Here is a 23244-nt window from a genome sequence, read left to right on the forward strand (position 1 = left end):
GCTCAGCCTCGCGGACGCAGCCGGACCTGCGGCAGCGCCGGCGCCGGGAGCGAGTCGCCGGGGTAGTCGACCGCCCCGAACCGTCCCTCGGCGTCCTGCCCCAGCTCGCACTGCCACCGGTCGCGCGCCGCCACGACGTCGTCGTGCGAGCGCCCGATGAAGTTCCACCACATGACGATCTCCTCGCCGAAGGGCGTGCCGCCGAGCAACAGCAGCCGCGCTCCCTCGGCCCCGTCACCCGCCGACACCGTGATCGTCGTGCGCCCCGGCGACAGGTGCGCGAGGTGCGCCCGGCCGAGCGGCATACCCTCCACGAGCACCTCCCCCTCGTCGGCGAGCACGCCGTGCTCGAAGTCGGCGTCGACGCTCAGCCGGAGCGAGGCGCCCGGCGCCAGCCGGACCTCGGCGCCCAGCAGCGGGGAGTAGGTCGTGACCGGCGAGTCCACCCGGCGCCCGTCCTCCAGGCCGAGCCCCCCGAGGAAGACGCTCACCGTGGCCCCGTCCACCGGCACCGGCTCCGGGGCGTAGTGCTGGAAGGACGGCTGCACGTCGACGTGCTCGGCGGGCAGCGCCACCCAGAGCTGGGCCCCGTGGAGGACGGTCGGCGCGGAGGCGTCGCGCTCGGGGGTGACCGAGACCTCGGAGTGACAGACGCCGTGCCCCGCGGTCATGAGGTTGAGCTCTCCCGGGTGCACGAGGGCGTGCGCGCCGGTCGAGTCGCGGTGCTCTATCCGCCCGCTGAAGAGCCAGGAGACCGTCTGCAGCGCAGTATGCGGATGGGGCGGCACCACCATGCCGCCCGTCTCTGCGACGTCATCGGGCCCGTAGTGGTCCACGAAGCACCACGCGCCGATCATCGTCCGGCCCCGCGCCGGCAGGGTGCGGCGCACCGTCATGGCCCGGGGGCCGCCCAGCGGCACCTCTCGCGGCGCGAGCACGTCGACCGGCTCCGCGCCGCGGGCACCGGCGTCGCGGCCCTCGCCCTCGCCCCCGCAGGTGATCTCGTCCGGGCGCGTCTCCAGCGAACTCATCGCCACAGTGTCGCACCGTGACCAATGTCATGCCGTCGTCGCGTCACAGGAGGGCCTCTTCAGGATGAGAGTGCCGCGGAATCGGGTTGACTAGGGGTATGAGCAGCAACGCCTCCACCCCCGCCGCGACCCGCCCCCACCGTGTCCTCATCATCGGCTCCGGCTTCGGGGGTCTCTTCGCGACCAAGGCGCTCTCGGACCCCGCCGTCCAGGTGCTCATGGTCGCGCGCACCGGCCACCACCTCTTCCAGCCCCTGCTCTACCAGGTGGCCACCGGGATCCTCTCCGAAGGCGTCATCGCCCCGCCGACCAGGGACGTCCTCGCCGACCAGGACAACGCCACGGTCATGCTCGGCGACGTCCAGACGATCGACATCGATGAGCGCACCGTCACCGCGGTCACGGCCGGCGAGGAGATGGTCTACGACTACGACAGCCTGATCCTGGCCGCCGGCGCCAACCAGTCGTGGTTCGGCAGCCCGCACTTCGCGGAGTACGCCCCCGGGATGAAGTCGATCGACGACGCGCTGGAGCTGCGCGGCCGGATCTACGGCGCCTTCGAGCTGGCCGAGCTGGCCGCGGCCGCCGGTCGGCACGACGAGGTGGAGCGGCTGCTGACCTTCGTCGTCGTCGGCGCCGGGCCGACCGGGGTCGAGATGGCCGGCCAGCTGGCCGAGCTGAGCAAGCGGACGCTGCGCAGGGAGTTCCGCCACATCGACCCGACCAAGGCCCGCATCCTGCTCGTGGACGCCGCCGACCAGGTGCTCGCCCCCTTTGGTGAGCAGCTGGCCGACAAGACGGAGAAGAGCCTCGGGACCCTCGGCATCGAGGTCAAGCTCGGGCGCAAGGTCGTCGACGTCGACGAGGCCGGGGTGGTGCTGGAGTCGATGTCCGACGGCAGCCAGGAGCGGATCGACTCCGCCACGAAGGTCTGGGCCGCCGGAGTGCAGGGCAACCCGCTGGGGCGCAAGGTCGCCGAGCAGGCCGGCGCAGAGCTGGACCGTGCCGGGCGGGTCAAGGTGCAGCCCGACCTCACGCTGCCCGGCCACCCCGAGGTCTTCGTCGTCGGCGACCTGGCCGCCGTGGACGGCGTGCCCGGCGTGGCCCAGGGGGCCATCCAGGGAGCCCGCTTCGCGGCCGACCAGATCCTGCGCCGGCTCCGGGGTGAGGAGACGGGTCAGACATTCGAGTACTTCGACAAGGGCTCGATGGCCACGATCTCCCGCTTCCGCGCGGTGCTCAAGCGCGGCAACATCGAGCTCACCGGCTATCCCGCCTGGGTGGGCTGGCTGGCCGTCCACCTGTTCTACATCATCGGCTTCAAGAACCAGCTCGCGACGCTGCTGCACTGGGCGGTCAGCTTCGTGGGGCGAGACCGCTCCGAGCGGACGGTCACCGAGCAGCAGGTGTATGCCCGGCTCGCGCTGGAATACCTGGGCGACGACTTCCGCAAGCAGCCGCGCCACTGACGACCGGCCACGTCGTCTGGGCTCAGGCCCGCACCATCGGCAGGTGCGGGATGCCGTCCTCGAGGTAGTCCGGGCCGCTGCGGACGAACCCGAGGCGGGCGTACCACCCCTCCAGGTGCGCCTGCGCGCCGATGTGCACGGGTCCGCCGCCCAACCGGCGCAGCCCCTCCTCGACCAGCTGTGCGGCATACCCGTGGCCGCGGTGGTCGCGATGGGTGGCGACGCGACCGAGCCGTCGGGTGCCGTCGGCGTCGACGAGCGTGCGGACGGTGGCGGCGACCTCCCCGTCCGCGTCGATCCACAGGTGCTCGGTGTCCGCCTCGGTGTCGCGGCCGTCGATCTCGGGGTAGGGACACTCCTGCTCCACGACGAAGACGTCGACCCGCAGCCGCAGCAGGTCGTGCAGCACGCGGGTATCGAGGTCGGCGAAGCGGGCGGTGCGCAGGGTCGGCATGAGCCCGAGCCTAGGCCCCCGGCCCGACCTTCTGGACAGAGGATTCTGGGGCCCGTCGCCCAGAATCCTCTGTCCAGAACGTCCGATCCGGCCGCTGCGTAGGCTGCGGTCATGACCGATGCACCCGCTGCGCTGGAGCCGGTGGACGCGCTGCGCCGGATCGCCTTCCTGCTGGAGCGGGAGCGGGCCGAGACGCGGCGGGTGGAGGCCTATCGCAAGGCCGCCGGGGTGATCCTGCCGCTGGGGGAGGACGAGGTGCGGCGCCGGGCGGCCGCCGGCACGCTCACCGACCTGGCCGGGATCGGCCCGTCCACCTCCGCGGTCATCGAGGCCGCGGTCGCGGGTGAGGTGCCGGCCAAGCTCGCCGAGCTCGAGGCCCGCGCGGGCGAGCCGCTCGCCACCGGCGGGGAGTCGATGCGTGCGCTGCTGCGCGGCGACCTGCACAGCCACTCCGACTGGTCCGACGGTGGCAGCCCGATCGAGGAGATGGTCGCCAGCGCGCTGGAGCTGGGCCACGACTACCTCGCGCTCACCGACCACTCCCCCCGGCTCAAGATCGCAGGCGGCCTCAGCCCGGCGCGACTCCGCCGCCAGCTGCAGATCGTCGACGCGATCACGGCGCACACCGCCCGCTCGGACCCGCCCTTCACCCTGCTCAAGGCGATCGAGGTCGACATCCTCGACGACGGCGCGCTGGACCAGGAGCCCGACCTCCTGGCGGCGCTCGACCTGCGCGTGGCCTCGGTCCACTCCAAGCTGACGATGGAGTCCGCGGCGATGACCCGGCGGATGATCGCCGCGGTGCGCAACCCGCTCACGTCCGTGCTCGGCCACTGCACCGGGCGGCGCCTCATGCCACGGCGCGGCGACAAGGCCGAGCGGAGCGGCAGCCGGATGCGGCCGCCGAGCGAGTTCGACGCCGCCGCCGTCTTCGCGGCCTGCGCCGAGACCGGCACCGCCGTCGAGATCAACTCCCGACCCGAGCGCCGGGACCCGCCCGGAGAGCTGCTCGCCCTCGCCATCGACACGGGGTGCCTCTTCGCCATCTCGACCGACGCGCACGCCCCCGGGCAGCTGGACTTCCTCGACTACGGCTGCGAGCGAGCGGTGCGCTACGGCGTGCCGCCGGAGCGGGTCGTCAACACCTGGCCCGTCGAGCGGCTGACCGCGTGGGCGGCGTCCCCGGGAACAGAGCTCTGACCAGCGGTGATGCGGCCCCTGGCCGCGCTCACGGCATACCGGAGGAACCGTTTTGGAGGTTCGCGGATCGATCCCGTATGCTCTTTCACTGTCCTCAACGGATAGGTCCCCATCGTCTAGTGGCCTAGGACCCCGCCCTTTCACGGCGGTAACACGGGTTCGAATCCCGTTGGGGATGCACACAGGTCTCGACCTGACAATCGAGGCCCCGTGGCGCAGTTGGTTAGCGCGCCGCCCTGTCACGGCGGAGGTCGCGGGTTCGAGTCCCGTCGGGGTCGCAGAGTATGCGGCGTAATCACCGGAGAGATCCGGTGACCACGCCGATGACTCTCCTGGCCAGGTAGCTCAGTTGGTACGAGCGTTCGACTGAAAATCGAAAGGTCGGCGGTTCGACCCCGCCCCTGGCCACGCGACGAGCCGCGGGTCCGCCCCCCCATGACACCCGCGGCTTTCGCATGTCCCGGCTCCGCGTCACAGGCCCACCACAGGTGAACCTTGTGCGTTCCACAGGGCTGGGGGATGTCGTGGGGACATGAGACGACGACACCCCCGCCGGCTGACGACCCTCACCCTCACCGCTGCGCTCCTGCTCTCGGGGTGCGCGACGACGAGCACCACCGGGCAGGACTCCACCAGCGTCACGACAGCCTCATCGCCGGCCGCCTCCACAGCGCTCTTCACCGCGACGCAGGTGCACACCATCGAGGTCGAGGTCGAGGAGGACGTGCTGACCCAGATGATCCAGACCTACCTGGACACCGGCGAGAAGGAGTGGGTCACCGGCACCGTCACCATCGACGGCCAAACCTTCGAGGACGTCGGCATCAAGCTCAAGGGCAACTCCTCCCTGCGTAGCATCTCGACCGACACCCCGGCGCAAGAGCTGCCGCTGCGCATCCGCCTCGACAAGTTCGTCGACGATCAGAACCTCGAGGGCTACAGCGATTTCACGGTCCGCTCCACCACCACGACGACGGCGATGAACGAGGCTGTCTCCCTCGACCTGCTCTCCGCGGCCGGCTTAGCCTCGACGGAGGCGATCGCTACTCGCTTCTCGGTCAACGGCAGCGAGGCCGAGCTCCGGCTCACCGTCCAGAACCTCGATGACGCCTGGCTGGAGGATGCCTTCCCGCAGGCCGGCGAGGGCAGCGTCCTCTACAAGTCCGAGGCGGAGGGTGACTGGTCCTGGCGAGGCGAGGACGGCGACTACTCGACCGCCTTCGACATCGAGGCGGGTGAGGACGACTACGGCCCGCTGATCGAGCTCCTCGATCTGCTCAACAACGGCACGGAGGAGGAGATCGCCAAGCGCCTCCCCGAGCTGGTCGACCTCGAGTCCTTCGCGACCTACCTCGCGGTGCAGGAGATCATCCAGAACTGGGACGACATCGACGGGCCGGGCAACAACTCCTACCTCCTCTGGGACTCCCTGACCGAGCAGTTCACCGTCGTCGCCTGGGACCACAACCTGTCTTTCGGAGCAACGAATGCCGGGGGTGGCCCCGGCGGGGGCGGCGCGGGCGGCGGAATGCCCCGCGTCGAGGAAGGGGAGATGCCCGAGGGCATGGAGCCACCCACTTTCGAGGACGGCCAGGCGCCCGAAGGGATGGAGCCACCCAGCTTCGAGGACGGCCAGGCGCCCGAAGGGATGGAGCCACCCACTTTCGAGGACGGCCAGGCGCCCGAAGGGATGGAGCCACCCAGCTTCGAGGACGGCCAGGCGCCCGAAGGGATGGAGCCACCCAGCTTCGAGGACGGCGAAGCGCCTGCAGGCGGACGTGGCGGCATGATGAGTCGGTCCAACCCCCTCGTGGAGATCTTCCTGGCGAACGACGACTGGGCCGCGGTGTACGACGATGAACTGACTCGACTCCAGGGCGAGCTCCTCGACGACGGGGTGCTGAAGGAGTCGGTGGCGGCCTGGACGCAGACCCTGACCAGCGAGGCCGCCGACCTGGTGACCGTCGAGGAGGTCGCGGAGGACGCCGACGCGATCCGCGCCGCCGTCGCCTGACGCTGCCGCCGAGCGGCGCCGCATACAGTGGCAGGGTGACCGCATCCACCCGTCCCGACCAGCGCATCTCCCGCTTCAAGGCCCTCGCGCAGTCCTCCCGAGCCCTGCACCTGGGCATGAACGCCTGGCCGCCGTTCCTCTTCTCCGGCATCCGGATCCAGGAGATGGACGAGGACTTCCGACACGTCCGGGTGCGGCTGGCGCACACGCCCCTGACGACGAACTACGTCGGGACCCTCTTCGGCGGCTCGCTCGCGGCGATGGCCGACCCGTTCTGGATGATCATGGTGCTGCGCAACCTCGGCCCGGGGTATGTCGTGTGGGACAAGGCGGCAGAGATCGAGTTCGTCTCCCCGGGGCGGGCGTCGGTGTCGGCCACCTTCGACCTGGACGAGGAGGTGCTGGACGAGCTGCGTGCCGAGGCCGCCGACGGCGCCAAGGTGCTGCGCTGGTTCGAGAACGACCTCGTCACCGACGACGGCACGGTGGTCGCCCGGGTCCGCAAGCAGCTCTACGTCCGCCGCAAGCGCTGACCGCCCGCCGCTAGGCCAGTGCCTGGCGGATGAGGCCGTGCAGCGCGACGAGGCCGTCCCGGGAGAGCACGGACTCGGCGTGGCCCTGGATGGTGGCGACCCTCGGCCCGCGCAGCGCCACGACGGCGTCGTCCGGCTCGTGCACCGCCTGCTCCAGCTGGACGCCGCCCAGCACCGCCCGCCCCGGCCGCGCGACGAAGGTGTTGTAGAACCCGATCCGGCGCACCTGGCCCCACAGGTCGACGGGGAGCTGGATGCCCTGGTTGGGCGAGGGCAGCTTGCTGATCGGCAACCCGACCATCGCGCTGAGCACCTGGTGCGACAGGCAGACCGCGAGCACCGGCAGCTCGGCCTCCAGACGCGCGTGCAGCAGCGCGTGGAGCCGGGCGATCCGTGGGTCGTCGAGGTCGGTGGGGTCACCCGGGCCGGGGCCGTAGAGCACGAGGTCCCAGACGAGTTCGCCCTCCTCGTCGCGCGCGACGACGTCCTCGACCGCAACCTCCTCCCACCGGCGCACGAGCGCCGCCATCCCGACGTGCCGCACCATGTGCGCCAGCATCTGGGTCCAGGTGTCCTCGGCGTCGATGACGAGCACCCGGCGTCCCAGCAGCAGGGGGTCCGGGCGGGCCTCCTGCGGGCTGAGCCAGAAGGGCGAGAGCGAGTCGTTGCGCGCGGCGAGGTCCTCGGCGACGCCGGGCAGCTCACCCAGGTCGACGGCATACCCCAGATCGCGTCGCGGGCGCAGCCCGAGCGCGGAGAGCACACCGCGCGCCTTGGCGGACGTCTCGGCGCACTCCGAGACCGGGTCGCTGTGCCGCACGAGGGTGGCGCCGGCGCTCACCGTGATCGCGCCAGCACCGTCGAGGTGCGCCGTGCGGATGAGGATCGGCGCGTCCAGCCGCTCAGCCCCCTCCTCGTCGAGGTCGATCAGGGCGAGGACGCCGCTGTAGTAACGCCGCCCGGCGGTCTCGTGGCGCGCGATGACCGTGCAGGCGTTCTCCATCGGCGAGCCGGTCACCGTCGGGGCGAACATCGTGGCGCGCAGCACGTCTCGCACGTCGACGTCGCTGCGCCCGTCGAGGAGATACTCGGTATGCGTGAGGTGGGCCATCTGCTTGAGGTAGGGCCCGGTGATCCGCCCGCCGTCGGTGCAGATCTGGGCCATCATCTTCATCTCCTCGTCGACCACCATGAAGAGCTCCTCGGTCTCCTTGGCGTCCTTGATGAAGGCCCGGAAGTCCTCGCGCAGGACGGATCCCTCCGGCCCCTCCTCGGCAGGGTGCCGGAAGGTGCCGGAGATGGGGTTCATCCAGACCCGGCCGTCGCGGACGCTGACGTGCCGCTCTGGGGTGGCGCCGACGAGGGTGTGACCGGGAGTATGCACGGCGAAGGTCCAGTAGGCACCGCGTTCGTCCACGAGCAGGGTGCGCAGCCAGGTGAGCGCGGCGAGCGCGGGGTCGGTGTCGGTCTGCGCCTCCACGTCGCGGCGGATGACGAAGTTCGCCCCCTCGCCGTTGCCGATCTCCTCCTCGATGACCCGCGCCACCGTGGCGGCGTAGTCCTCGTCGCTCACGCTGAAGCGCTCCCCGCCGACCGGCACGGGCGCCGACGGCAGGGCCGCGACGAGGTCGGCCACGTCGATCCGCTCGACGGCGGTCGGCGCCAGCACCCGCAGCGGGGTGCCGTCGTCGTGCGCGTCGAAGCCCCGCTCGGTGATCTGCCGGAAGGGCACGAGCGCCAGGACCGGCAGATCGGCGGACGGACGGGGGATCTGCGCCAGTGCGTCGAGGTCCGTGACGTCGCCGACGACGACCTCGACCGCTCCCTGCTCGGCGCGCCACAGGATCGCCCAGGACAGTCCCGACGGGTCGGCGAGGATGTGGTCGAGCAGGCGAGACGGCATAGGCGAAAGTCTGTCACGGTGCGCTCTGCACCGATGTCGTGACGTAATTCTGGTGAGGGTAGCCTTGTTCTTAGCCACCCGCGCCCTCGCCACGACAAGGAGTCCCATGTACGGCACGGTCCTGCGCACCGAGCAGCTCACCCCCCAGCTCCGCCGGGTCGTCCTCGGCGGCGACGGGCTCGCGGACTTCGCGGAGCCCACCTTCGCCGACAGCTACGTCAACGCCTTCTTCCTCCCGGACGGCGCGGGCTACGCGCCACCCTTCGACGCCGAGGCGGTCCGCGACCTCCCCCGTGACGAGCGGCCCTACCCGCGGCGCTACACGATCCGGCACTGGGACGGCGAGCGCCGCGAGCTCACCATCGACTTCGTCGTGCACGGCGCCGTGGGGTATGCCGGTCGCTGGGCCACGCGCGCGCGTCCCGGTGATCGGCTGCAGCTGCGCGGCCCGGCCGGTGACTACACCCCGCCGGCCGACGCGGACGCCTACCTCATGATCGGCGACGAGAGCGCGCTGCCCGCGATCGCCGCCGGCCTCGAGTCGGTGTCCGCCGGACGACCGGTCGTGGTGCTGCTCGAGGTTGAGGACGCCGCCGGCGAGGTAAGTCTGACGACCCCTGGTCTGCTCACGCTCACGCAGGTGCACCGCGCCGGAAGCCCGGAGCCGGAGCGGCTCCTCGTCGAGGCGCTCGCCGCGACCGAGCTGCCGGCGGGCCGGCTCAGCGCCTTCGTCCACGGCGAGGCGGAGTCGATCCGCGCGGTCCGCCGCCACCTGCTGGACCAGGGCGTGGTGAGTGCCGACCAGCTCTCGTGCTCGCCCTACTGGCGCAGGGGGCATACCGACGAGCAGTGGCGCTCGATCAAGAGAGACTGGGTCCGCGCCATGCACGCCGAGACCTCCTGAGCCCCACCCGCCCCATCCCGGGCGGGTGACCGTCACCGGACGGACACCTGCGCGTCACCCTCGGCTGACAGGGTGGTCCGCATGTCAGCACTGGTGCCCGGCGCGATGGCCGGGATCGTGGAGGACCTGGTGCGCAAGTTCGGGGGGACCTTCAGCGAGGCCGAGGTGAGCTTCGTCGTCGAGGACAGCCGCGCCACGCTGAAGAAGTGCTCCCGGACCCAGCACTATCTCCCCGTGCTCGTGCGCAAGGATGCGACCGACCGGCTGCTGCAGATGGCGCGCTACCGCGGGGCGCGCTGACCGGTCATTGAGCCGTCGGGAAGGGTCCGCCTCGCGGCCATCCGGCGGCTACCGTGCCGTCAACACCGGCCGCAGCCACCTCGCCGCCGTCGTCGCCAACGGGTGCGGCGAGGGGCTGATCCGCGCCCGCTCGGGTGGCGTCACGCCGGGTGAGTCGATCCGCCCCGAGATCCAGGACCTGTTGCGGCGCAGGGGAAGGGGCGCGAGGGCGCGGAGCTCGAGGCCGCCTTCGAGGAGATCGAGGCCAAGGTCAGCGAGCTCGTCGACTCCCTCCTGGAGAAGGATGTCGCGGCGCGGGAGGTCGACCCGGAGGTCGACGCCGAGGTGCGCTCCGTCATCGAGGAGCTGCATGCCGGCGACGACACCGGCAGCCGCACCACCTGACCTGACCCACCCCGCGCACCTCTCTTCCCCACCCATCCCCCACCGACGCCCGGTCAGTGGGTGACGGCGCCCTCCGAGGCGGAGCGGACGAGCGCGACGTACTTCGCGAGCACGCCGCGGCGGGCCCGCTCGGGCGGCTCGGGAGCCGACCAGGCGGCCCGACGTCGCTCCAGCTCTGACTCGTCGACACCGAGGTCGAGGCGACCGTTCGCGACGTCCAGGATGATCGGGTCGCCGTCCTGCACCAGCGCGATCGGCCCGCCCTCGGTGGCCTCGGGCGCGATGTGGCCGACGCACAGCCCGGTCGTCCCGCCGGAGAAGCGGCCGTCCGTGATGAGCAGGACGTCCCTCCCGAGGCCGGCGCCCTTGATCGCCGCGGTGATCGCGAGCATTTCGCGCATCCCCGGGCCGCCCTTGGGCCCTTCGTAGCGGATGACCACGACGTCGCCTGCGGAGACCGCGCCCTCCTCCAGCGCGTCCATCGCCGCCCGCTCGCCGTCGAAGACCCGGGCGGTCCCCTCGAAGACGTCGGAGTCGAAGCCCGCCGACTTCACCACGGCGCCGCCCGGCGCGAGCGAGCCGTCGAGGATCGTCAGACCACCGGTCGCGTGGATCGGGTTGTCCAGCTGCCGCAGCACCGTGCCGTCCAGCGGGGGTGCCTGCAGGTCGGCGAGGTTCTCCGCCATGGTCCGTCCGGTCACCGTGAGCACGTCGCCGTGCAGCAGGTCCGCGTCGAGCAGCGCCTGCATCACGACGGGTATGCCGCCGATCCGGTCCACGTCGACCATGACGTGCTGCCCGAAGGGCTTGACGTCGGCCAGGTGCGGGACTCGCTTGCCGATGCGGCGGAAGTCGTCGAGCGAGAGCTCCACCTCCGCCTCGTTGGCGATCGCGAGCAGGTGCAGCACGGCGTTGGTCGAGCCACCGAAGGCCATCGTCACCGCGATGGCGTTCTCGAACGCCTCCCGGGTGAGGATCTGGCGCGCCGTGATGCCCTGGCGGAGCATCCCGACCGCCGCCTCCCCGCTGCGCCGGGCGAAGCCGTCGCGGCGACGGTCGGTGGCCGGGGGCGCCGCGGACCCGGGCAACGACATACCCAGGGCCTCGGCCGCGGCCGCCATGGTGTTGGCGGTGTACATCCCGCCGCAGGCGCCCTCACCTGGGCAGATCGCCCGCTCGATCGCGTCGACGTCCTCGCGCTTCATCAGGCCGCGCGAGCACGCGCCGACCGCCTCGAAGGCGTCGATGATCGTCACCTGCTTCTCCGAGCCGTCGGAGAGCTTGGCGATCCCGGGGAGGATCGAACCGGCATACACGAAGACCGACGCCAGGTCGAGGCGCGCGGCCGACATGAGCATGCCCGGCAACGACTTGTCGCAGCCGGCCAGCAGGACCGAGCCGTCGAGCCGCTCCGCGGACATCACCGTCTCCACCGAGTCGGCGATGACCTCCCGCGAGACGAGGGAGTAGTGCATCCCCTCGTGACCCATGGAGATGCCGTCGGAGACCGAGATCGTGCCGAACTCCAGGGGGTAGCCGCCGGCCGCGTGGACGCCGTCCTTGACCGCCTTGGCCAGCCGCTCGAGCGACAGGTTGCAGGGGGTGATCTCGTTCCAGGAGCTCGCGACGCCGACCTGCGGCTTGGCGAAGTCGTCGTCGTCCATCCCGACGGCCCGGAGCATGCCGCGGGCCGCAGCCCTCTCCAGGCCGTCGGTGACGTCGCGCGAGCGCGGCTTGAGGTCGACCTCAGCCACGGGCGGCCGACCCCTCGACGTAGTCCTTGTCGGCCTCGTGACCCTTGACCCACGCCATCATGCCGCGCAGGTCCTTGCCGACACCCTCGATCGGGTGCTCCGCGCCCTGGGCGCGGAGCTGCTCGAACTCCGGACGACCGTTGTCCTGGTCGTCGATGAAGCGCTGCGCGAAGGCACCGTTGCGGACGTCCTCGAGGACCGCCTGCATGTTCTCCTTCACCGACGGGTCGATGACCCGCGGGCCGGAGACATAGTCGCCGTACTCCGCCGTGTCAGAGACCGACCAGCGCTGCTTGGCGATGCCGCCCTCGTACATGAGGTCGACGATGAGCTTGAGCTCGTGGAGGCACTCGAAGTAAGCGACCTCCGGCTGGTAGCCCGCCTCGGTGAGCGTCTCGAAGCCGTACTGCACCAGCTGGCTCATGCCGCCGCACAGCACCGCCTGCTCGCCGAACAGGTCGGTCTCGGTCTCCTCGGTGAACGTGGTCTCGATGCCGCCGGCGCGCAGCCCACCGATGGCGGAGGCGTAGGACAGCGCCAGCGCCTTGGCGTTGCCGGAGGCGTCCTGCTCCACGGCGACGAGCACGGGCACGCCGCGCCCGTCGACATACTCGCGGCGCACGAGGTGACCCGGGCCCTTGGGCGCGACCATGCAGACGTCGACCCCGGCCGGCGGCTCGATGTAGCCGTACCGGATGTTGAAGCCGTGGGAGAAGAAGAGCGCGTCCCCGTCGTTGAGGTTCGGCTCGATGGCGTCGCGGTAGACCAGGCGCTGGACGTGGTCCGGCACCAGCACCATGATCACGTCCGCCTCGGCGCACGCCTCCGCCGGCGTCACGACCCGCAGGCCCTCGGCCTCGGCCTTGGCCCGGCTGCTGCTGCCCTCCGCGAGCCCGACGCGGACGTCGACTCCCGAGTCGCGCAGCGACAGCGCATGGGCGTGGCCCTGGCTGCCGTAACCGAGGACGGCGACCTTGCGGGACTGGATCAGCGAGAGGTCGGCGTCGTCGTCGTAGTACATCGTGGCCATGAGGTGGAGTTCTCCTGTGGGGTAGGTGGTGAGTCGAGCCGTGGGTGGAGGGGCGGAGCCCCGGTGAACCGCGAGCGCAGCGAGCCCTCTTCGCACCGGACGTGCGTTCGTCACACCGCAACCGCGGATGTGACGAACGCACGTCCGGCGTGTGACGAACGCACGTCCGGTGCGGGGATCAGAAGGCGGCGGCGGCCATGGCACCGACGGGGCGCGGACCGTTGTCGTTGATCTGCCACAGCTGGGTGCGGATCGCGTCGGCGTCATCGAGCTCCTCGATGTGGATGACCTCGACGAGCTTGTCGAGCTGGCTGGTCACCTTGTGCAGCTGCTCGGCGTTGACGTTGACGACGATCGTCATGCGGGACACCTTGTTGTCCTCGGTGGGGCCGACGACGAGGTGGTCGATGTTGAAGTTGCGCCGGGCGAAGAGCACGGAGACGCGGGCGAGGACGCCCGGGTTGTTCTCGACCAGGACGGATAGTGCGTGGCGGGTGCGAGCTGCGTTGCTCATGGTGGTCCCTTTCCTCGGGTGGTGCGGGTGGGTGGTGGATGGTTGGTATGCCGGTGCCGGGGTGGGTACCGCGGCCTCGGCGGGCGGGTAGTCGGACAGGAGCGTCACTCGTCCTCCCCGAAGTCTGGGCGCACGTCGCGGGCGTGCTGGATGTCGTCGTTGCTGGTGCCGGCGGCGACCATCGGCCAGACCATCGCGTCCTGGCTGACCCGGAAGTCCACCACGACCGGCTGGTCGTCGACCTCCATGGCCCGCTCGATGGTCGCGTCGACGTCCTCCGGGCGCTCGCACCGCAACCCGAGGCAACCGTATGCGGTCGCGAGGGTCGCGAAGTCGGGCACCTGCATCGAGGGCAGCTGGCTGTGGCTGAAGCGCTCGGAGTAGAACAGCGCCTGCCACTGCTTGACCATGCCGAGCGCCGCGTTGTTGATGATCGCGACCTTGATCGGGATCCCCTCGACCGAGCAGGTCGCGAGCTCCTGGTTGGTCATCTGGAAGCAGCCGTCGCCGTCGATCGCCCAGACGGTGGCGTCGGGGCGCCCGACCTTGGCACCCATGGCGGCGGGCACGGCATACCCCATCGTCCCGAGTCCGCCGGAGTTGAGCCAGTGCCGCGGCTCGTCGTAGCCGATGAACTGGCTGGCCCACATCTGGTGCTGGCCGACGCCGGCCGCGAAGATCGTGTCCGGTCCCGAGATGGCGCCGAGCCGCTCGATGACCAGCTGGGGGGCCATCGCGCCGTCGGACGGGGCGTCGTAGCCGAGCGGGTAGCGGCGCTTCCACGACAGGCACCGGTTGACCCAGGCCTCGTGGTCCGCGCTCGCGCCGGCGGCGGTGCGCCGCGTCCACTCGGTGACCAGCAGCGAGATGGTCTCCTTGGCGTCACCGACGAGGCCGACCGCGGTCGGGAAGTTCTTGCCGATCTCGGCCGGGTCGATGTCGGCGTGGATGATGGTCGCGTCGGGCGCGAAGGTGTGCTTGGCGCCGGTGACGCGGTCGTCGAATCGGGCGCCCAGGCTGATGATGAGGTCCGACTTCTGCAGCGTCGCGACGCCTGAGACGCTGCCGTGCATCCCCGGCATCCCCATGTGCTGCGGGTGGCTGTCCGGGAAGACCCCGCGGGCCATGAGCGTCGTGACGACGGGGATCCCGGTCAGCTCGGCGAGCTGACGGACCTGTTCGGAGGCGCCGGCCCGCAGGCAGCCGCCGCCGACGTAGAGGACCGGGCGCCGGGCGGTGAGCATGAGCTCGACGGCGTCCCGGACCCCTTCCGGTGCCGGGCTGCTCGGGATGCGGTAGCCCGGCATCGGCAGCTGCAGCATCGTCTCGTCGGCCTCGGCGACGAAGGCGTCCTTGGTGACGTCCACGAGGACCGGGCCCGGGCGGCCGGTCGAGGCGATGTGGAACGCGGACGCGACCGTGGCGGCGATCTCGTCGGGGTTGGTGACGAGGAAGGAGTGCTTGGTCACCGGCATCGAGATGGACCGGATGTCCGCCTCCTGGAAGGCGTCCGACCCCATCGCCGAGCTGGCGACGTTGCCCGTGATCGCCACCATCGGGACCGAGTCCATGTTGGCGTCGGCCAGCGCGGTCACCAGGTTGGTCGCGCCGGGACCGGAGGTGGCCATGCAGACGCCCACCTTCCCGGTGGCGGCGGCATACCCCTGCGCCGCGTGCCCCGCCCCCTGCTCGTGCCGGACGAGGATGTGCCGCACGTCGGCGCCGTAGAGCGCGTCGTAGAGCGGCAGCACCGCTCCCCCGGGCAGCCCGAAGATGTGCTCCACCCCGAGCCGCTCCAGGGTACCGACGAGGGCCTCGGCCCCGGTGCGTCGGCCGGGCTCGCGGGAGGTGCCACCGGTAGTTCCCGGGGCGGTCGCGGTGGCGCCGTCAGAGATGCGATCGCTGCTCAGGTGCGTGGCGGTCATGCGGTGTCCTGACTGCTGGAAGTGGTCGTCTGGGCGGTCTGCGGTGCTTCTGGCAACAAAAAACCCCTCGGCCCGGAGGGCTGGCGAGGGGAGGACGCGTCGATGGCGAGGATCGGCCGGCGGCGCGTCCCTAGGTAATAAGTACGAGGGCAGAGAACTGCATGGGCACATATAACCGCCCGGAGTGCCGCCACGTCAACCCTCTGCATACACATGTGACGTGTTGCACAAGTATGCACGGTGACGATAAATATCGACATATCGTTGACATATCTTGACGCATCTTGTTAGTCTTGCGTATGGCGTCACGCTGTTCTGGAGCGCGACGTCACCCACTCTTCACGGAAGGAGACGCCATGACGTCTCGACAGAACTACGGCCGCGGTGGCGCCGACTTCGGCTTCAACCTGGACGACCAGATCTTCGGCCCGAACGGCCTGCTCGGGCAGGTCTTCGGGCAGGGCAGCGGCCCCTTCGGCCCCCAGGGCTTCGGCTCTGGCGGACCACGTCGTGGGGGATCGTTCGGCCCTCAGGGCCGGGGCCCGGGTGGGCCGCGACGCGCCCGCCGCGGCGACGTGCGCAACGCCGTGCTGCACCTGCTCCAGCGTGAGCCGATGAACGGCTACCAGCTGATGCAGGAGATCGCGCAGAGCTCCGGCGGGGCCTGGCAGCCGAGCTCCGGTGCCATCTATCCCGCGCTCGCTCAGCTCGAGGACGAGGGCCTGGTCCGCCAGACCGAGGTCGACGGGCGACGCGCCTACGAGCTCACCGACGAGGGCCGCGAGGCTGCCGCAGACCTGCCTCCGCAGGGCTGGGCCGGCGGTGAGGAGCCCGAGGACCCCTGGGCCGAGGACGGCCGGCGCCGTGGGCCGCGCGGCGAGCGCGGTCGTGGCGGCCGGGGTGGGCGCGGCCACGGTCACCGCCACGGTGGGCCGGACCAGGGCCGTGGCTCCGGCAGCGCGGGCACGCTCTGGAAGGCGCTGGGCAGCGTCGCGATGGCGACCCAGGCCGTCGGCCAGTCGGGCCAGGACGACCTGAACCAGCAGGCCGCCGAGCTGCTCGACCGCACCCGCCGCGACCTCTACCGCATGCTCGCCGAGGCCGAGGTGGACCGCGACGAGGCGGACGAGCCCGACGACGCCGACGAGCTGGACGAGATCGCCGAGGGCGAGATCGTCGAGGACTAGGCCTCAGCCGACCGCGACATCCCGGTGAGGATCGGTGCACCCGCACCGGTCCCCGCCGGCGTACCGCCCCCACCCGGAGAGGATCGGTCCACCCGCACCGGTCCCCGCCGGCGTACCGCCCCCACCCGGAGAGGATCGGTCCACCCGCACCGGTCCTCACCGGCGCACCGCCCCCACCCGCAGAGGATCGGTCCACCCGCACTAGTCCTCACCGGCGCACCGCCCCCACCCGCAGAGGATCGGTCCACCCGCATCGGTCCTCACCGCATACCCCTCAACGGCGAGTGCGGCTGCTCGCGCAGCGAGCCCGGGCAACCGCGAGCGCAGCGAGCCTGGTTGGCCGGAACCAGGAGCGCGAGCGAGCGAAGCGAGCACAACGCAGTACCCGAGGGGGTGCCCGGGGGCGAAGCCCCCGGGGGTAGGCGAAGCCCCACCTCGTCGAGCGAAGCGAGCCTGGGGGTGCCCGGGGGTAGGCGAAGCCCCACCTCGTCGAGCGAAGCGAGCCTGGGGGTGCCCGGGGGCGAAGCCCCCGGGGGTAGGCATACTGTGGCCTTATGGCCGATCACTATGACGTTGTTGTCCTGGGCGCCGGTCCTGGCGGGTATGTCGCGGCGATCCGCGCGGCCCAGCTGGGCAAGAAGGTGGCCGTCGTCGAGAAGAAGTACTGGGGCGGTGTCTGCCTCAACGTCGGGTGCATCCCCAGCAAGGCGCTGCTGAAGAACGCCGGGCTCGCACACACGCTCCACCACGAGAAGGACAAGTACGGCATCGAGGGCGACGTCACGATGACCTACGCCCCGGCCCACCAGCGCAGCCGCAAGGTCAGCGCCGGCATCGTCAAGGGCGTCCACTTCCTCATGAAGAAGAACAAGATCACCGAGGTGGACGGCTGGGGCACGCTCACGTCGGCGACCTCGATGGACGTCAAGGACGACGAGGGCAGCACCACGCAACTCACCTTCGACCACCTCGTCCTGGCCACCGGCTCGGTGACCAAGATGCTGCCTGGCGTCGAGGTGAGCGACAACGTCGTGACCTACGAGGAGCAGATCCTCGACGAGGAGCTGCCCGGCTCGATCATCATCGCCGGCTCGGGCGCGATCGGCGTGGAGTTCGCCTACGTCATGGCCAACTACGGCGTCGACGTCACGATCGTGGAGTTCCTCGACCGCATCGTGCCGCTCGAGGAGCCGGAGATCTCCAAGGCCCTGGCCAAGGAGTACAAGAAGCTCGGCGTGAAGATCATGACCGGCACCAAGGTCGAGAACGTCGAGGACACCGGCAGCGGCGTCAAGGTCACGGTCACGCCGGCCGACGGCGGCGACTCCCAGACGCTCGAGGCCGACAAACTGCTCTCGGCCATCGGCTTCGCCCCGCGCACCGAGGGCTTCGGCCTGGAGGCGGCCGGGGTGGAGCTCTCCGACCGCGGGGCCATCGCGATCGACGACTACATGCGCACCAACGTGGACAACGTGTATGCCATTGGTGACGTCACCGCCAAGCTCATGCTCGCGCATACCGCCGAGTCGATGGGGATCATCGCGGCCGAGACGCTGGCCGGCGCGGAGACCATGCCGCTGGACTACACCTTCATCCCGCGCGCGACCTACTGCCACCCGCAGATCGCCTCGATGGGCATGACCGAGCAGGCGGCCAAGGACGCGGGCCACGAGGTCAAGACCGCGCAGTTCCCGTTCTCCGCGAACGGCAAGGCGATGGGCCTGGGCGAGGGCGTGGGCTTCGTCAAGGTCGTCGCGGACGCCGAGCACAACGAAATCCTCGGGGCGCACATGATCGGCCCCGACGTGACCGAGCTGCTGCCGGTGCTCAACTTGGCCCAGACCTGGGACCTCACCGCCGACGAGATGGCCCGCGTGGTCTTCGCCCACCCGACCCTGGGCGAGGCCGTCAAGGAGGCCGTCCACGGCATCGCGGGGCACATGATCAACCTCTGAGCCTCACCCCGTGCCGGCGACAGGCCGGTCGGCAACGGCCCTGGCGTTCACGTGAACGCTGGGGCCGTTCGGCGTCGGGGTGTCGGCGGGACGCCCCAGCTCGAGGAGCGGTCAGACCCGGCTGCGGGGGTTATCCCCCCGCCACATCTGGTGGCCGACCGGCTCCTGCGCGCCCGCGCGAGACGGAAACATGGATGTCATGAACGAGAACCCCAGCACCGGCAGCACCCTGCCCCCCATCCTCCCGGCCCAGCCGCACCAGGAGCAGCGCACCAGCGTCCTCGACGGCGTCTACGCCTCGCTGCGCCGGCTCCCCGCCCGCCGCACCGACCAGGCCGTGCTCGGCGGCGTCTGCGCCACCCTCGCCGACCGGCTCGGCGTCGCCCCGATCGCGGTGCGCGCCGCCGCCGCACTCAGCGTCCTCTTCTTCGGCGTCGGCATCGGGCTCTACCTCATCGCCTGGACGGCGATGCCCGACGCGTCCGGCCGCACCCACCTCGAGGAGGGCCTGCGCCGCGGCCGCGGGCGCTCGCTCATCGTCCTGGCCCTCGGCACGATCGCCGCGCTCGGCGTCGTCCTCGGCAGCCTCTCCTTTCTCGCCGGCATCCTCCCCGAGCTCATCGGGATCGCGCTGGTCGGCGCGGCCGGCTTCTGGGTCTGGGGCCGGATGAGCCAGCGCACCAACGCCGCCCAGCAGGGCTGACCCGCACTCCCCCGAGGCGACGCAGGGACTCGTCGCCGCCACCGATGACGTCAGGGACAACGTCATCACGCCGACGGCGTCAGGGACGGCCCCGTCGGGCCGGAGCCGGCGGAGCACACGCTCCGCCGGCTCCGTGCTACCCACGCCGCTCAGGCGTCGGCCAGCTCGGCGCGCAGCGCCGCCAGACGAGCCAGGGTCTGCTCCACCTCGCCGATCGCCCGATCCAGGTCGCGCACGGCCTCCTGGATCCGGCGGCGCACGAGGTGATCGGTGAAGAGGTTGTCGAACCACACGTCGATCCCCCGGTCCAGCCCATCGGTCACCGGGGCCCGCAGTCCCGGCAGCTCGACGTCGGCCAGCTCGCGCGACAACCGACCGAGCGCGGCGCCCGCAGCGCTCACCTCCGCCACTGCCGCGTCGAGGTGGTCGTACTTCACGAGGTCGTCGAGCAACCCCAGGCCTCCGATGAGGTCGGCGGTCGCCCACTCTGCCGCTCTGGCGCAGCGCCGGCGCGCCTCCCGCAGCCGCGGCAGCGCCTCGTGCGCGGCCGCGATCGCCTCCTCGACCTCCCGGCGCCGCTCGATCGCGGCCAGGCGCCGCTCCGCCTCCGCCTCGATCTGCGCCGCCCGGTCGTGATCGCTGACCCGGACGGTGAGCAGCAGATCCGACAGGCTCTCCTGGTATGCCGTCTCGACGTCGCCGAGGCGCGCCCGGTCTCCCTCGAGCTGGTCCGCCTCGGAGGCCACCCGCGCCAGGGCGGTCCGAGCGTCGCGCAGCCGGTAGACCGCCTCTTCACGCTCGGCCCGCTCGCGGGTGACCCGGTCGGTGAGCGACCCGCTCAGTCCCGCGAGGATCCGGCTCAGCGAGACCCCCTCCAGGCGCTCGACGTCGGCGTGCTCCTCGGCCAGCACCTGTTCGCGCCGAGCCACCTGCTGCCGTGCCCGATCCAGCTCAGGCTGCAGCCGCGACCGCCGGCTCGCGAGCCGGCGGGCCTCGGCCCGAGCCTCGAGCAGCTTCTCGACCTGGACGAGGGCACGTTCCACCTGGCTCACGGCGCAGGAACGCCCTGCTCGCGCACGGCCGTCGCGACCTGCCGCGCGGCGAGCAGGCAGAGCACTCCGCCGAACGCACTGAGCACCAGCCCCGGACCCGGCAGCCAGCCCTCGGTGCCGACGAGCGAGAGCAGGTAGCCGACCTGCCAGAGCACCAGGCCGAGACCCACCGCGCCACACACGACCGCCTGGACCACGATGATCTTCGCGAGGCGACCGGGCACCATACCGCCGGCGAGGGCGAGGAACCCGGCGTAGAACACCCAGAGTCCCCCGCCGACCGCCCCGCTCACCGGACCCAGATGGGTGTAGACCCACGGCAGCCAGCCGCCGAGCATCATGAAGAGCCCTGCGAGCAGCAGGCGTCCTTGCCCGGGCAGCCGCGACCTCATGTCGGCACCCTAACCCGCGGTCCCGACCCGACGCGGTGGTTCGCCTTGACCCTGCACCCGCGCCGGTATATTCATACCTTGACGCCGCGGCAGGCTCCCCGCCGCGACCAGGAGCAAGGAGGCTCGATGCTTGACGCCGATCAACGCCGTGAGTACTGGCGACGCAACGTCCGACTGATGTCGATCCTGCTGGTGATCTGGGCGTTGGTGTCCTTCGGCGCCGGCATCCTCTTCGTCGACCAGCTCAACCAGCTCTCGATCTTCGGCATCCCGCTCGGCTTCTGGTTCGCCCAGCAGGGGTCGATCGTCGTCTTCGTCATCCTCATCGCGATCTACGTGTGGCGGATGGACAAGCTCGACGCCGAGTTCGGCATCACGGAGTACGAGCAGGAGGTGCATCACCAGTGAGCACCATCCAGGTCTGGACCCTCGTCTTCGTCGTCATCACCTTCAGCGTCTACATCTACATCGCCTACCGCAGCCGGGTCGCCGACACCGCCGGGTTCTACGTCGCCGGCGGCGGCATCCCGGCGCCCGCCAACGGGGCCGCCGTCGCAGCCGACTGGATGAGCGCGGCGTCGTTCATCTCGATGGCAGGGCTGGTCGCCTTCAGCCAGAACGGCTATGCCGGTTCGGTCTTCCTCATGGGCTGGACCGGCGGCTACGTGCTGCTGGCGCTGCTGCTCGCGCCCTACCTGCGCAAGTTCGGCAAGTACACCGTCCCCGACTTCGTGGGTGACCGCTACAACGAGACGGCGCGGCTGGTCTCGGTCGTCTGCGCGCTGGTCGTGTCCTTCGTCTACGTCGCCGGGCAGATGGCCGGCGTCGGCGTGGTCTTCCAGCGCTTCCTCGGGGTGGACCGGACGTGGGGCGTCGTCATCGGTATGACGATCGTCTTCCTCTACGCGGTGCTCGGCGGGATGAAGGGCATCACCTGGACCCAGGTGGCGCAGTACAGCGTGCTCATCATCGCCTACATCATCCCGGCGGTGGCGATCTCGCTGCAGCTGGCCGGCAATCCGTTCCCCCAGATCGGGTTCGGGGAGATCCTGGGCGAGCTCGACGCGCTGCAGCAGGACCTGGGGCTCGCGGCCTACACCGAGGCCTTCACCCAGACCTCGATGATGAACATGATCCTCATCACGGCGGCGCTGATGTTCGGCACCGCCGGCCTGCCGCACGTCATCGTCCGCTTCTACACCGCCAAGTCGGTGCGGGCAGCGCGCTACTCGGCGCTGTGGGCGCTCTTCTTCATCTCGCTGCTCTACACCACGGCTCCCGCCATCGGTGCGTTCAGCAAGTACAACGTGCTGCAGCAGATCCCGGGCAGCGCCCTCGACGAGACGCCGCAGTGGTTCAACACGTGGCGCGACGTCGGGCTCATCACCGTCGACGACCAGAACGGCAACGGCATCATCGACGTGGCCGGGGCGATCGGCGAGGGCACCGAGCTGGCGATCAACAACGACATCGTGGTGCTGGCCGCGCCGGAGATCGCCGGGCTGCCGGCCCCGATCGTCGGCCTCGTGGCAGCGGGTGGCCTGGCGGCGGCGCTGTCGACCGCGTCGGGGCTGCTGCTCGTCATCTCCAGCTCGGTCGCCAACGACCTCTACTGGAAGAAGTTCAACCCGCAGGCGACCGACGCCCAGCAGCTGCGGGTGGGCCGGATCGCGATGGCCTGCGCGATCCTCGTCGCGGGCTACCTCGGCATCAACCCGCCCGGGTTCGTCGCGGAGGTGGTCGCCCTGGCCTTCGGGCTCGCCGCCGCGTCCTTCTTCCCGATCCTCTTCCTCGGGATCTTCTGGAAGAAGGCCACCGCCACGGCGGCCGCGACCGGCATGGCCGTCGGTCTGAGCGTGACCCTCCTCTACCAGTTGTGGACCTTGCCGACCTTCTTCGGCAACGAGCCGATCTGGGGCATCCCGGCGACCGGGGTCGGCACCATCGGCATGGTCCTCAACCTCATCACCATCGTCGTGGTCTCGCAGTTCACCAAGGAGCCGAGCGAGCTCATGCAGCAGGTGGTCGAGGACGTGCGCTACCCCGGCCGCTCTGAGCTGGTCGCGGCCCACGCCGAGGGCCACCTGGAGGAGTACGCCGAGGAGCACGACGGGCCGACCGACGACCAGCGCGACAGCACCAGTTGACGACCGGCCGCACGATATGTCGTCACTGGCCGCGCGATATGCGGTGAGCGACCGCGCGGTATGCCGTGACCGACCGCGCGGTATGCCGTGACCGGCCGCGCGGTATGCCGTAACCGACCGCGCGATATGCCGTAACCGACCGCGCGATATGCCGTGACCGGCCGCGCGGTATGCCGTGACCGACCGCGCGGTATGCCGTGACCGGCCGCGCGGTATGCCGTGACCGACCGCGCGGTATGCCGTGACCGCCGCATATCGCGCGGCCAGACCGGGCATATCGCGCGGCCAGTCCGGGCATATCGCGCGGCCAGTCCGGGCATATCGCGCGGCCAGTCCGGGCATTTCGCGCGGCCAGTCAGGAGGAGGGGGCGAGGTGGGGGAACCGGGTGGGGT

Annotated in this window: 21 protein-coding genes and 3 tRNA genes; 14 read left to right on the forward strand and 10 right to left on the reverse strand. The window is 70.9% G+C overall.

Annotated features, from left to right (window positions below; genetic code table 11):
- Positions 1–2 precede the first annotated feature (2 nt).
- Positions 3–1031, reverse strand: coding sequence for a pirin family protein (locus AC5PYY_RS01580; protein ID WP_493898076.1), 1029 nt, complete (start codon positions 1029–1031; stop codon positions 3–5).
- A 98-nt stretch (positions 1032–1129) separates the two neighbouring features.
- Here AC5PYY_RS01580 and AC5PYY_RS01585 point away from each other — a divergent pair, with 98 nt between their 5' ends.
- Entirely contained in the window at positions 1130–2500 is a 1371-nt protein-coding gene (locus tag AC5PYY_RS01585) for an NAD(P)/FAD-dependent oxidoreductase (protein WP_493898077.1), read from the forward strand.
- A 22-nt stretch (positions 2501–2522) separates the two neighbouring features.
- On the opposite strand, the gene AC5PYY_RS01590 is transcribed toward AC5PYY_RS01585, so the two are convergent.
- On the reverse strand, positions 2523–2954 hold the full coding sequence (locus AC5PYY_RS01590; protein WP_493898078.1) for a GNAT family N-acetyltransferase: 432 nt from the start codon (positions 2952–2954) through the stop codon (positions 2523–2525).
- Positions 2955–3065: 111 nt separating this feature from the next.
- Here AC5PYY_RS01590 and AC5PYY_RS01595 point away from each other — a divergent pair, with 111 nt between their 5' ends.
- The 6 genes from AC5PYY_RS01595 to AC5PYY_RS01620 all read left to right on the forward strand — a co-directional run bounded on the left by AC5PYY_RS01595 (position 3066) and on the right by AC5PYY_RS01620 (position 6701).
- Positions 3066–4154, forward strand: coding sequence for a PHP domain-containing protein (locus AC5PYY_RS01595; RefSeq protein WP_493898079.1), 1089 nt, complete (start codon positions 3066–3068; stop codon positions 4152–4154).
- A gap of 105 nt (positions 4155–4259) precedes the next feature.
- Positions 4260–4332: transfer RNA gene (locus AC5PYY_RS01600), tRNA-Glu, on the forward strand.
- Between the two features lie 26 nt (positions 4333–4358).
- Positions 4359–4432 (forward strand) — tRNA-Asp (locus tag AC5PYY_RS01605).
- A gap of 56 nt (positions 4433–4488) precedes the next feature.
- Positions 4489–4562, forward strand: a tRNA-Phe gene (locus AC5PYY_RS01610).
- Positions 4563–4686: 124 nt separating this feature from the next.
- Positions 4687–6168 (forward strand): CotH kinase family protein, encoded by a 1482-nt coding sequence (locus AC5PYY_RS01615; RefSeq protein ID WP_493898080.1) that lies wholly within the window; start codon positions 4687–4689, stop codon positions 6166–6168.
- Positions 6169–6203: 35 nt separating this feature from the next.
- A complete protein-coding gene (locus tag AC5PYY_RS01620) occupies positions 6204–6701 on the forward strand; it encodes a DUF4442 domain-containing protein (RefSeq protein WP_493898081.1) in 498 nt (165 codons plus the stop codon).
- A gap of 10 nt (positions 6702–6711) precedes the next feature.
- Here AC5PYY_RS01620 and AC5PYY_RS01625 read toward each other — a convergent pair whose 3' ends face one another.
- A complete protein-coding gene (locus tag AC5PYY_RS01625) occupies positions 6712–8604 on the reverse strand; it encodes a chorismate-binding protein (RefSeq protein ID WP_493898082.1) in 1893 nt (630 codons plus the stop codon).
- 106 nt (positions 8605–8710) lie between these two features.
- On the opposite strand from AC5PYY_RS01625, the gene AC5PYY_RS01630 reads away from it, so the two are divergent.
- Both AC5PYY_RS01630 and AC5PYY_RS01635 read left to right on the forward strand, forming a co-directional pair.
- Complete coding sequence (locus AC5PYY_RS01630; RefSeq protein ID WP_493898083.1) at positions 8711–9508, forward strand: siderophore-interacting protein; 798 nt, start codon at positions 8711–8713, stop codon at positions 9506–9508.
- Between the two features lie 81 nt (positions 9509–9589).
- Positions 9590–9808: a three-helix bundle dimerization domain-containing protein gene (locus AC5PYY_RS01635; protein ID WP_493898084.1), complete on the forward strand. Its 219-nt coding sequence runs from the start codon at positions 9590–9592 to the stop codon at positions 9806–9808.
- 48 nt (positions 9809–9856) lie between these two features.
- On the opposite strand, the gene AC5PYY_RS01640 is transcribed toward AC5PYY_RS01635, so the two are convergent.
- From AC5PYY_RS01640 to AC5PYY_RS01660, 5 genes are all read right to left on the reverse strand, one after another.
- Entirely contained in the window at positions 9857–10159 is a 303-nt protein-coding gene (locus tag AC5PYY_RS01640; RefSeq protein WP_493898085.1) for a hypothetical protein, read from the reverse strand.
- Between the two features lie 86 nt (positions 10160–10245).
- On the reverse strand, positions 10246–11946 hold the full coding sequence (ilvD, locus tag AC5PYY_RS01645) for a dihydroxy-acid dehydratase (protein ID WP_493898086.1): 1701 nt from the start codon (positions 11944–11946) through the stop codon (positions 10246–10248).
- Complete coding sequence (gene ilvC / locus AC5PYY_RS01650; RefSeq protein WP_493898087.1) at positions 11939–12976, reverse strand: ketol-acid reductoisomerase; 1038 nt, start codon at positions 12974–12976, stop codon at positions 11939–11941. Before ilvC ends, ilvD begins: the two co-directional genes overlap by 8 nt.
- A gap of 178 nt (positions 12977–13154) precedes the next feature.
- A complete protein-coding gene (gene ilvN, locus AC5PYY_RS01655; protein ID WP_493898088.1) occupies positions 13155–13490 on the reverse strand; it encodes an acetolactate synthase small subunit in 336 nt (111 codons plus the stop codon).
- A 104-nt stretch (positions 13491–13594) separates the two neighbouring features.
- A complete protein-coding gene (locus tag AC5PYY_RS01660) occupies positions 13595–15415 on the reverse strand; it encodes an acetolactate synthase large subunit (protein ID WP_493898089.1) in 1821 nt (606 codons plus the stop codon).
- A 356-nt stretch (positions 15416–15771) separates the two neighbouring features.
- Here AC5PYY_RS01660 and AC5PYY_RS01665 point away from each other — a divergent pair, with 356 nt between their 5' ends.
- From AC5PYY_RS01665 to AC5PYY_RS01675, 3 genes are all read left to right on the forward strand, one after another.
- Positions 15772–16602, forward strand: a complete 831-nt coding sequence (locus AC5PYY_RS01665) for a PadR family transcriptional regulator (protein ID WP_493898090.1) — start codon at positions 15772–15774, stop codon at positions 16600–16602.
- Positions 16603–17156: 554 nt separating this feature from the next.
- The gene (gene lpdA / locus AC5PYY_RS01670; protein ID WP_493898091.1) at positions 17157–18557 is read left to right on the forward strand and encodes a dihydrolipoyl dehydrogenase; all 1401 of its coding nucleotides are present in this window, start codon (positions 17157–17159) and stop codon (positions 18555–18557) included.
- A 190-nt stretch (positions 18558–18747) separates the two neighbouring features.
- Positions 18748–19260 carry a PspC domain-containing protein gene (locus tag AC5PYY_RS01675; protein WP_493898092.1) on the forward strand — a complete coding sequence of 171 codons (513 nt, stop codon included), beginning with the start codon at positions 18748–18750 and terminating at the stop codon, positions 19258–19260.
- A gap of 149 nt (positions 19261–19409) precedes the next feature.
- On the opposite strand, the gene AC5PYY_RS01680 is transcribed toward AC5PYY_RS01675, so the two are convergent.
- Together AC5PYY_RS01680 and AC5PYY_RS01685 are read right to left on the reverse strand one after the other, a co-directional pair.
- Positions 19410–20303 carry a hypothetical protein gene (locus AC5PYY_RS01680; protein WP_493898093.1) on the reverse strand — a complete coding sequence of 298 codons (894 nt, stop codon included), beginning with the start codon at positions 20301–20303 and terminating at the stop codon, positions 19410–19412.
- A gap of 5 nt (positions 20304–20308) precedes the next feature.
- Complete coding sequence (locus AC5PYY_RS01685) at positions 20309–20704, reverse strand: hypothetical protein (protein ID WP_493898094.1); 396 nt, start codon at positions 20702–20704, stop codon at positions 20309–20311.
- A gap of 126 nt (positions 20705–20830) precedes the next feature.
- Here AC5PYY_RS01685 and AC5PYY_RS01690 point away from each other — a divergent pair, with 126 nt between their 5' ends.
- Both AC5PYY_RS01690 and AC5PYY_RS01695 read left to right on the forward strand, forming a co-directional pair.
- The gene (locus AC5PYY_RS01690) at positions 20831–21112 is read left to right on the forward strand and encodes a DUF4212 domain-containing protein (RefSeq protein ID WP_493898095.1); all 282 of its coding nucleotides are present in this window, start codon (positions 20831–20833) and stop codon (positions 21110–21112) included.
- Complete coding sequence (locus AC5PYY_RS01695) at positions 21109–22851, forward strand: sodium:solute symporter family protein (protein ID WP_493898096.1); 1743 nt, start codon at positions 21109–21111, stop codon at positions 22849–22851. Before AC5PYY_RS01690 ends, AC5PYY_RS01695 begins: the two co-directional genes overlap by 4 nt.
- Positions 22852–23244: the final 393 nt, after the last annotated feature.

This window comes from Serinicoccus sp. JS2-9 (genome assembly GCF_059025165.1).

What these genes read in the sequence shown, in the direction of transcription:
- AC5PYY_RS01625 (WP_493898082.1), bottom strand. Translation starts at nt 8,604, where the DNA reads ATGCCGTCTCGCCTGCTCGACCACATCCTCGCCGACCCGTCGGGACTG.
- AC5PYY_RS01690 (WP_493898095.1), top strand. Translation starts at nt 20,831, where the DNA reads ATGCTTGACGCCGATCAACGCCGTGAGTACTGGCGACGCAACGTCCGA.
- ilvC (WP_493898087.1), bottom strand. Translation starts at nt 12,976, where the DNA reads ATGGCCACGATGTACTACGACGACGACGCCGACCTCTCGCTGATCCAG.
- AC5PYY_RS01685 (WP_493898094.1), bottom strand. Translation starts at nt 20,704, where the DNA reads ATGAGGTCGCGGCTGCCCGGGCAAGGACGCCTGCTGCTCGCAGGGCTC.
- AC5PYY_RS01660 (WP_493898089.1), bottom strand. Translation starts at nt 15,415, where the DNA reads ATGACCGCCACGCACCTGAGCAGCGATCGCATCTCTGACGGCGCCACC.
- AC5PYY_RS01665 (WP_493898090.1), top strand. Translation starts at nt 15,772, where the DNA reads ATGACGTCTCGACAGAACTACGGCCGCGGTGGCGCCGACTTCGGCTTC.
- AC5PYY_RS01635 (WP_493898084.1), top strand. Translation starts at nt 9,590, where the DNA reads ATGTCAGCACTGGTGCCCGGCGCGATGGCCGGGATCGTGGAGGACCTG.
- AC5PYY_RS01590 (WP_493898078.1), bottom strand. Translation starts at nt 2,954, where the DNA reads ATGCCGACCCTGCGCACCGCCCGCTTCGCCGACCTCGATACCCGCGTG.
- AC5PYY_RS01640 (WP_493898085.1), bottom strand. Translation starts at nt 10,159, where the DNA reads ATGCAGCTCCTCGATGACGGAGCGCACCTCGGCGTCGACCTCCGGGTC.
- lpdA (WP_493898091.1), top strand. Translation starts at nt 17,157, where the DNA reads ATGGCCGATCACTATGACGTTGTTGTCCTGGGCGCCGGTCCTGGCGGG.
- AC5PYY_RS01615 (WP_493898080.1), top strand. Translation starts at nt 4,687, where the DNA reads ATGAGACGACGACACCCCCGCCGGCTGACGACCCTCACCCTCACCGCT.
- AC5PYY_RS01580 (WP_493898076.1), bottom strand. Translation starts at nt 1,031, where the DNA reads ATGAGTTCGCTGGAGACGCGCCCGGACGAGATCACCTGCGGGGGCGAG.
- AC5PYY_RS01630 (WP_493898083.1), top strand. Translation starts at nt 8,711, where the DNA reads ATGTACGGCACGGTCCTGCGCACCGAGCAGCTCACCCCCCAGCTCCGC.
- ilvN (WP_493898088.1), bottom strand. Translation starts at nt 13,490, where the DNA reads ATGAGCAACGCAGCTCGCACCCGCCACGCACTATCCGTCCTGGTCGAG.
- AC5PYY_RS01675 (WP_493898092.1), top strand. Translation starts at nt 18,748, where the DNA reads ATGGATGTCATGAACGAGAACCCCAGCACCGGCAGCACCCTGCCCCCC.
- AC5PYY_RS01595 (WP_493898079.1), top strand. Translation starts at nt 3,066, where the DNA reads ATGACCGATGCACCCGCTGCGCTGGAGCCGGTGGACGCGCTGCGCCGG.
- AC5PYY_RS01585 (WP_493898077.1), top strand. Translation starts at nt 1,130, where the DNA reads ATGAGCAGCAACGCCTCCACCCCCGCCGCGACCCGCCCCCACCGTGTC.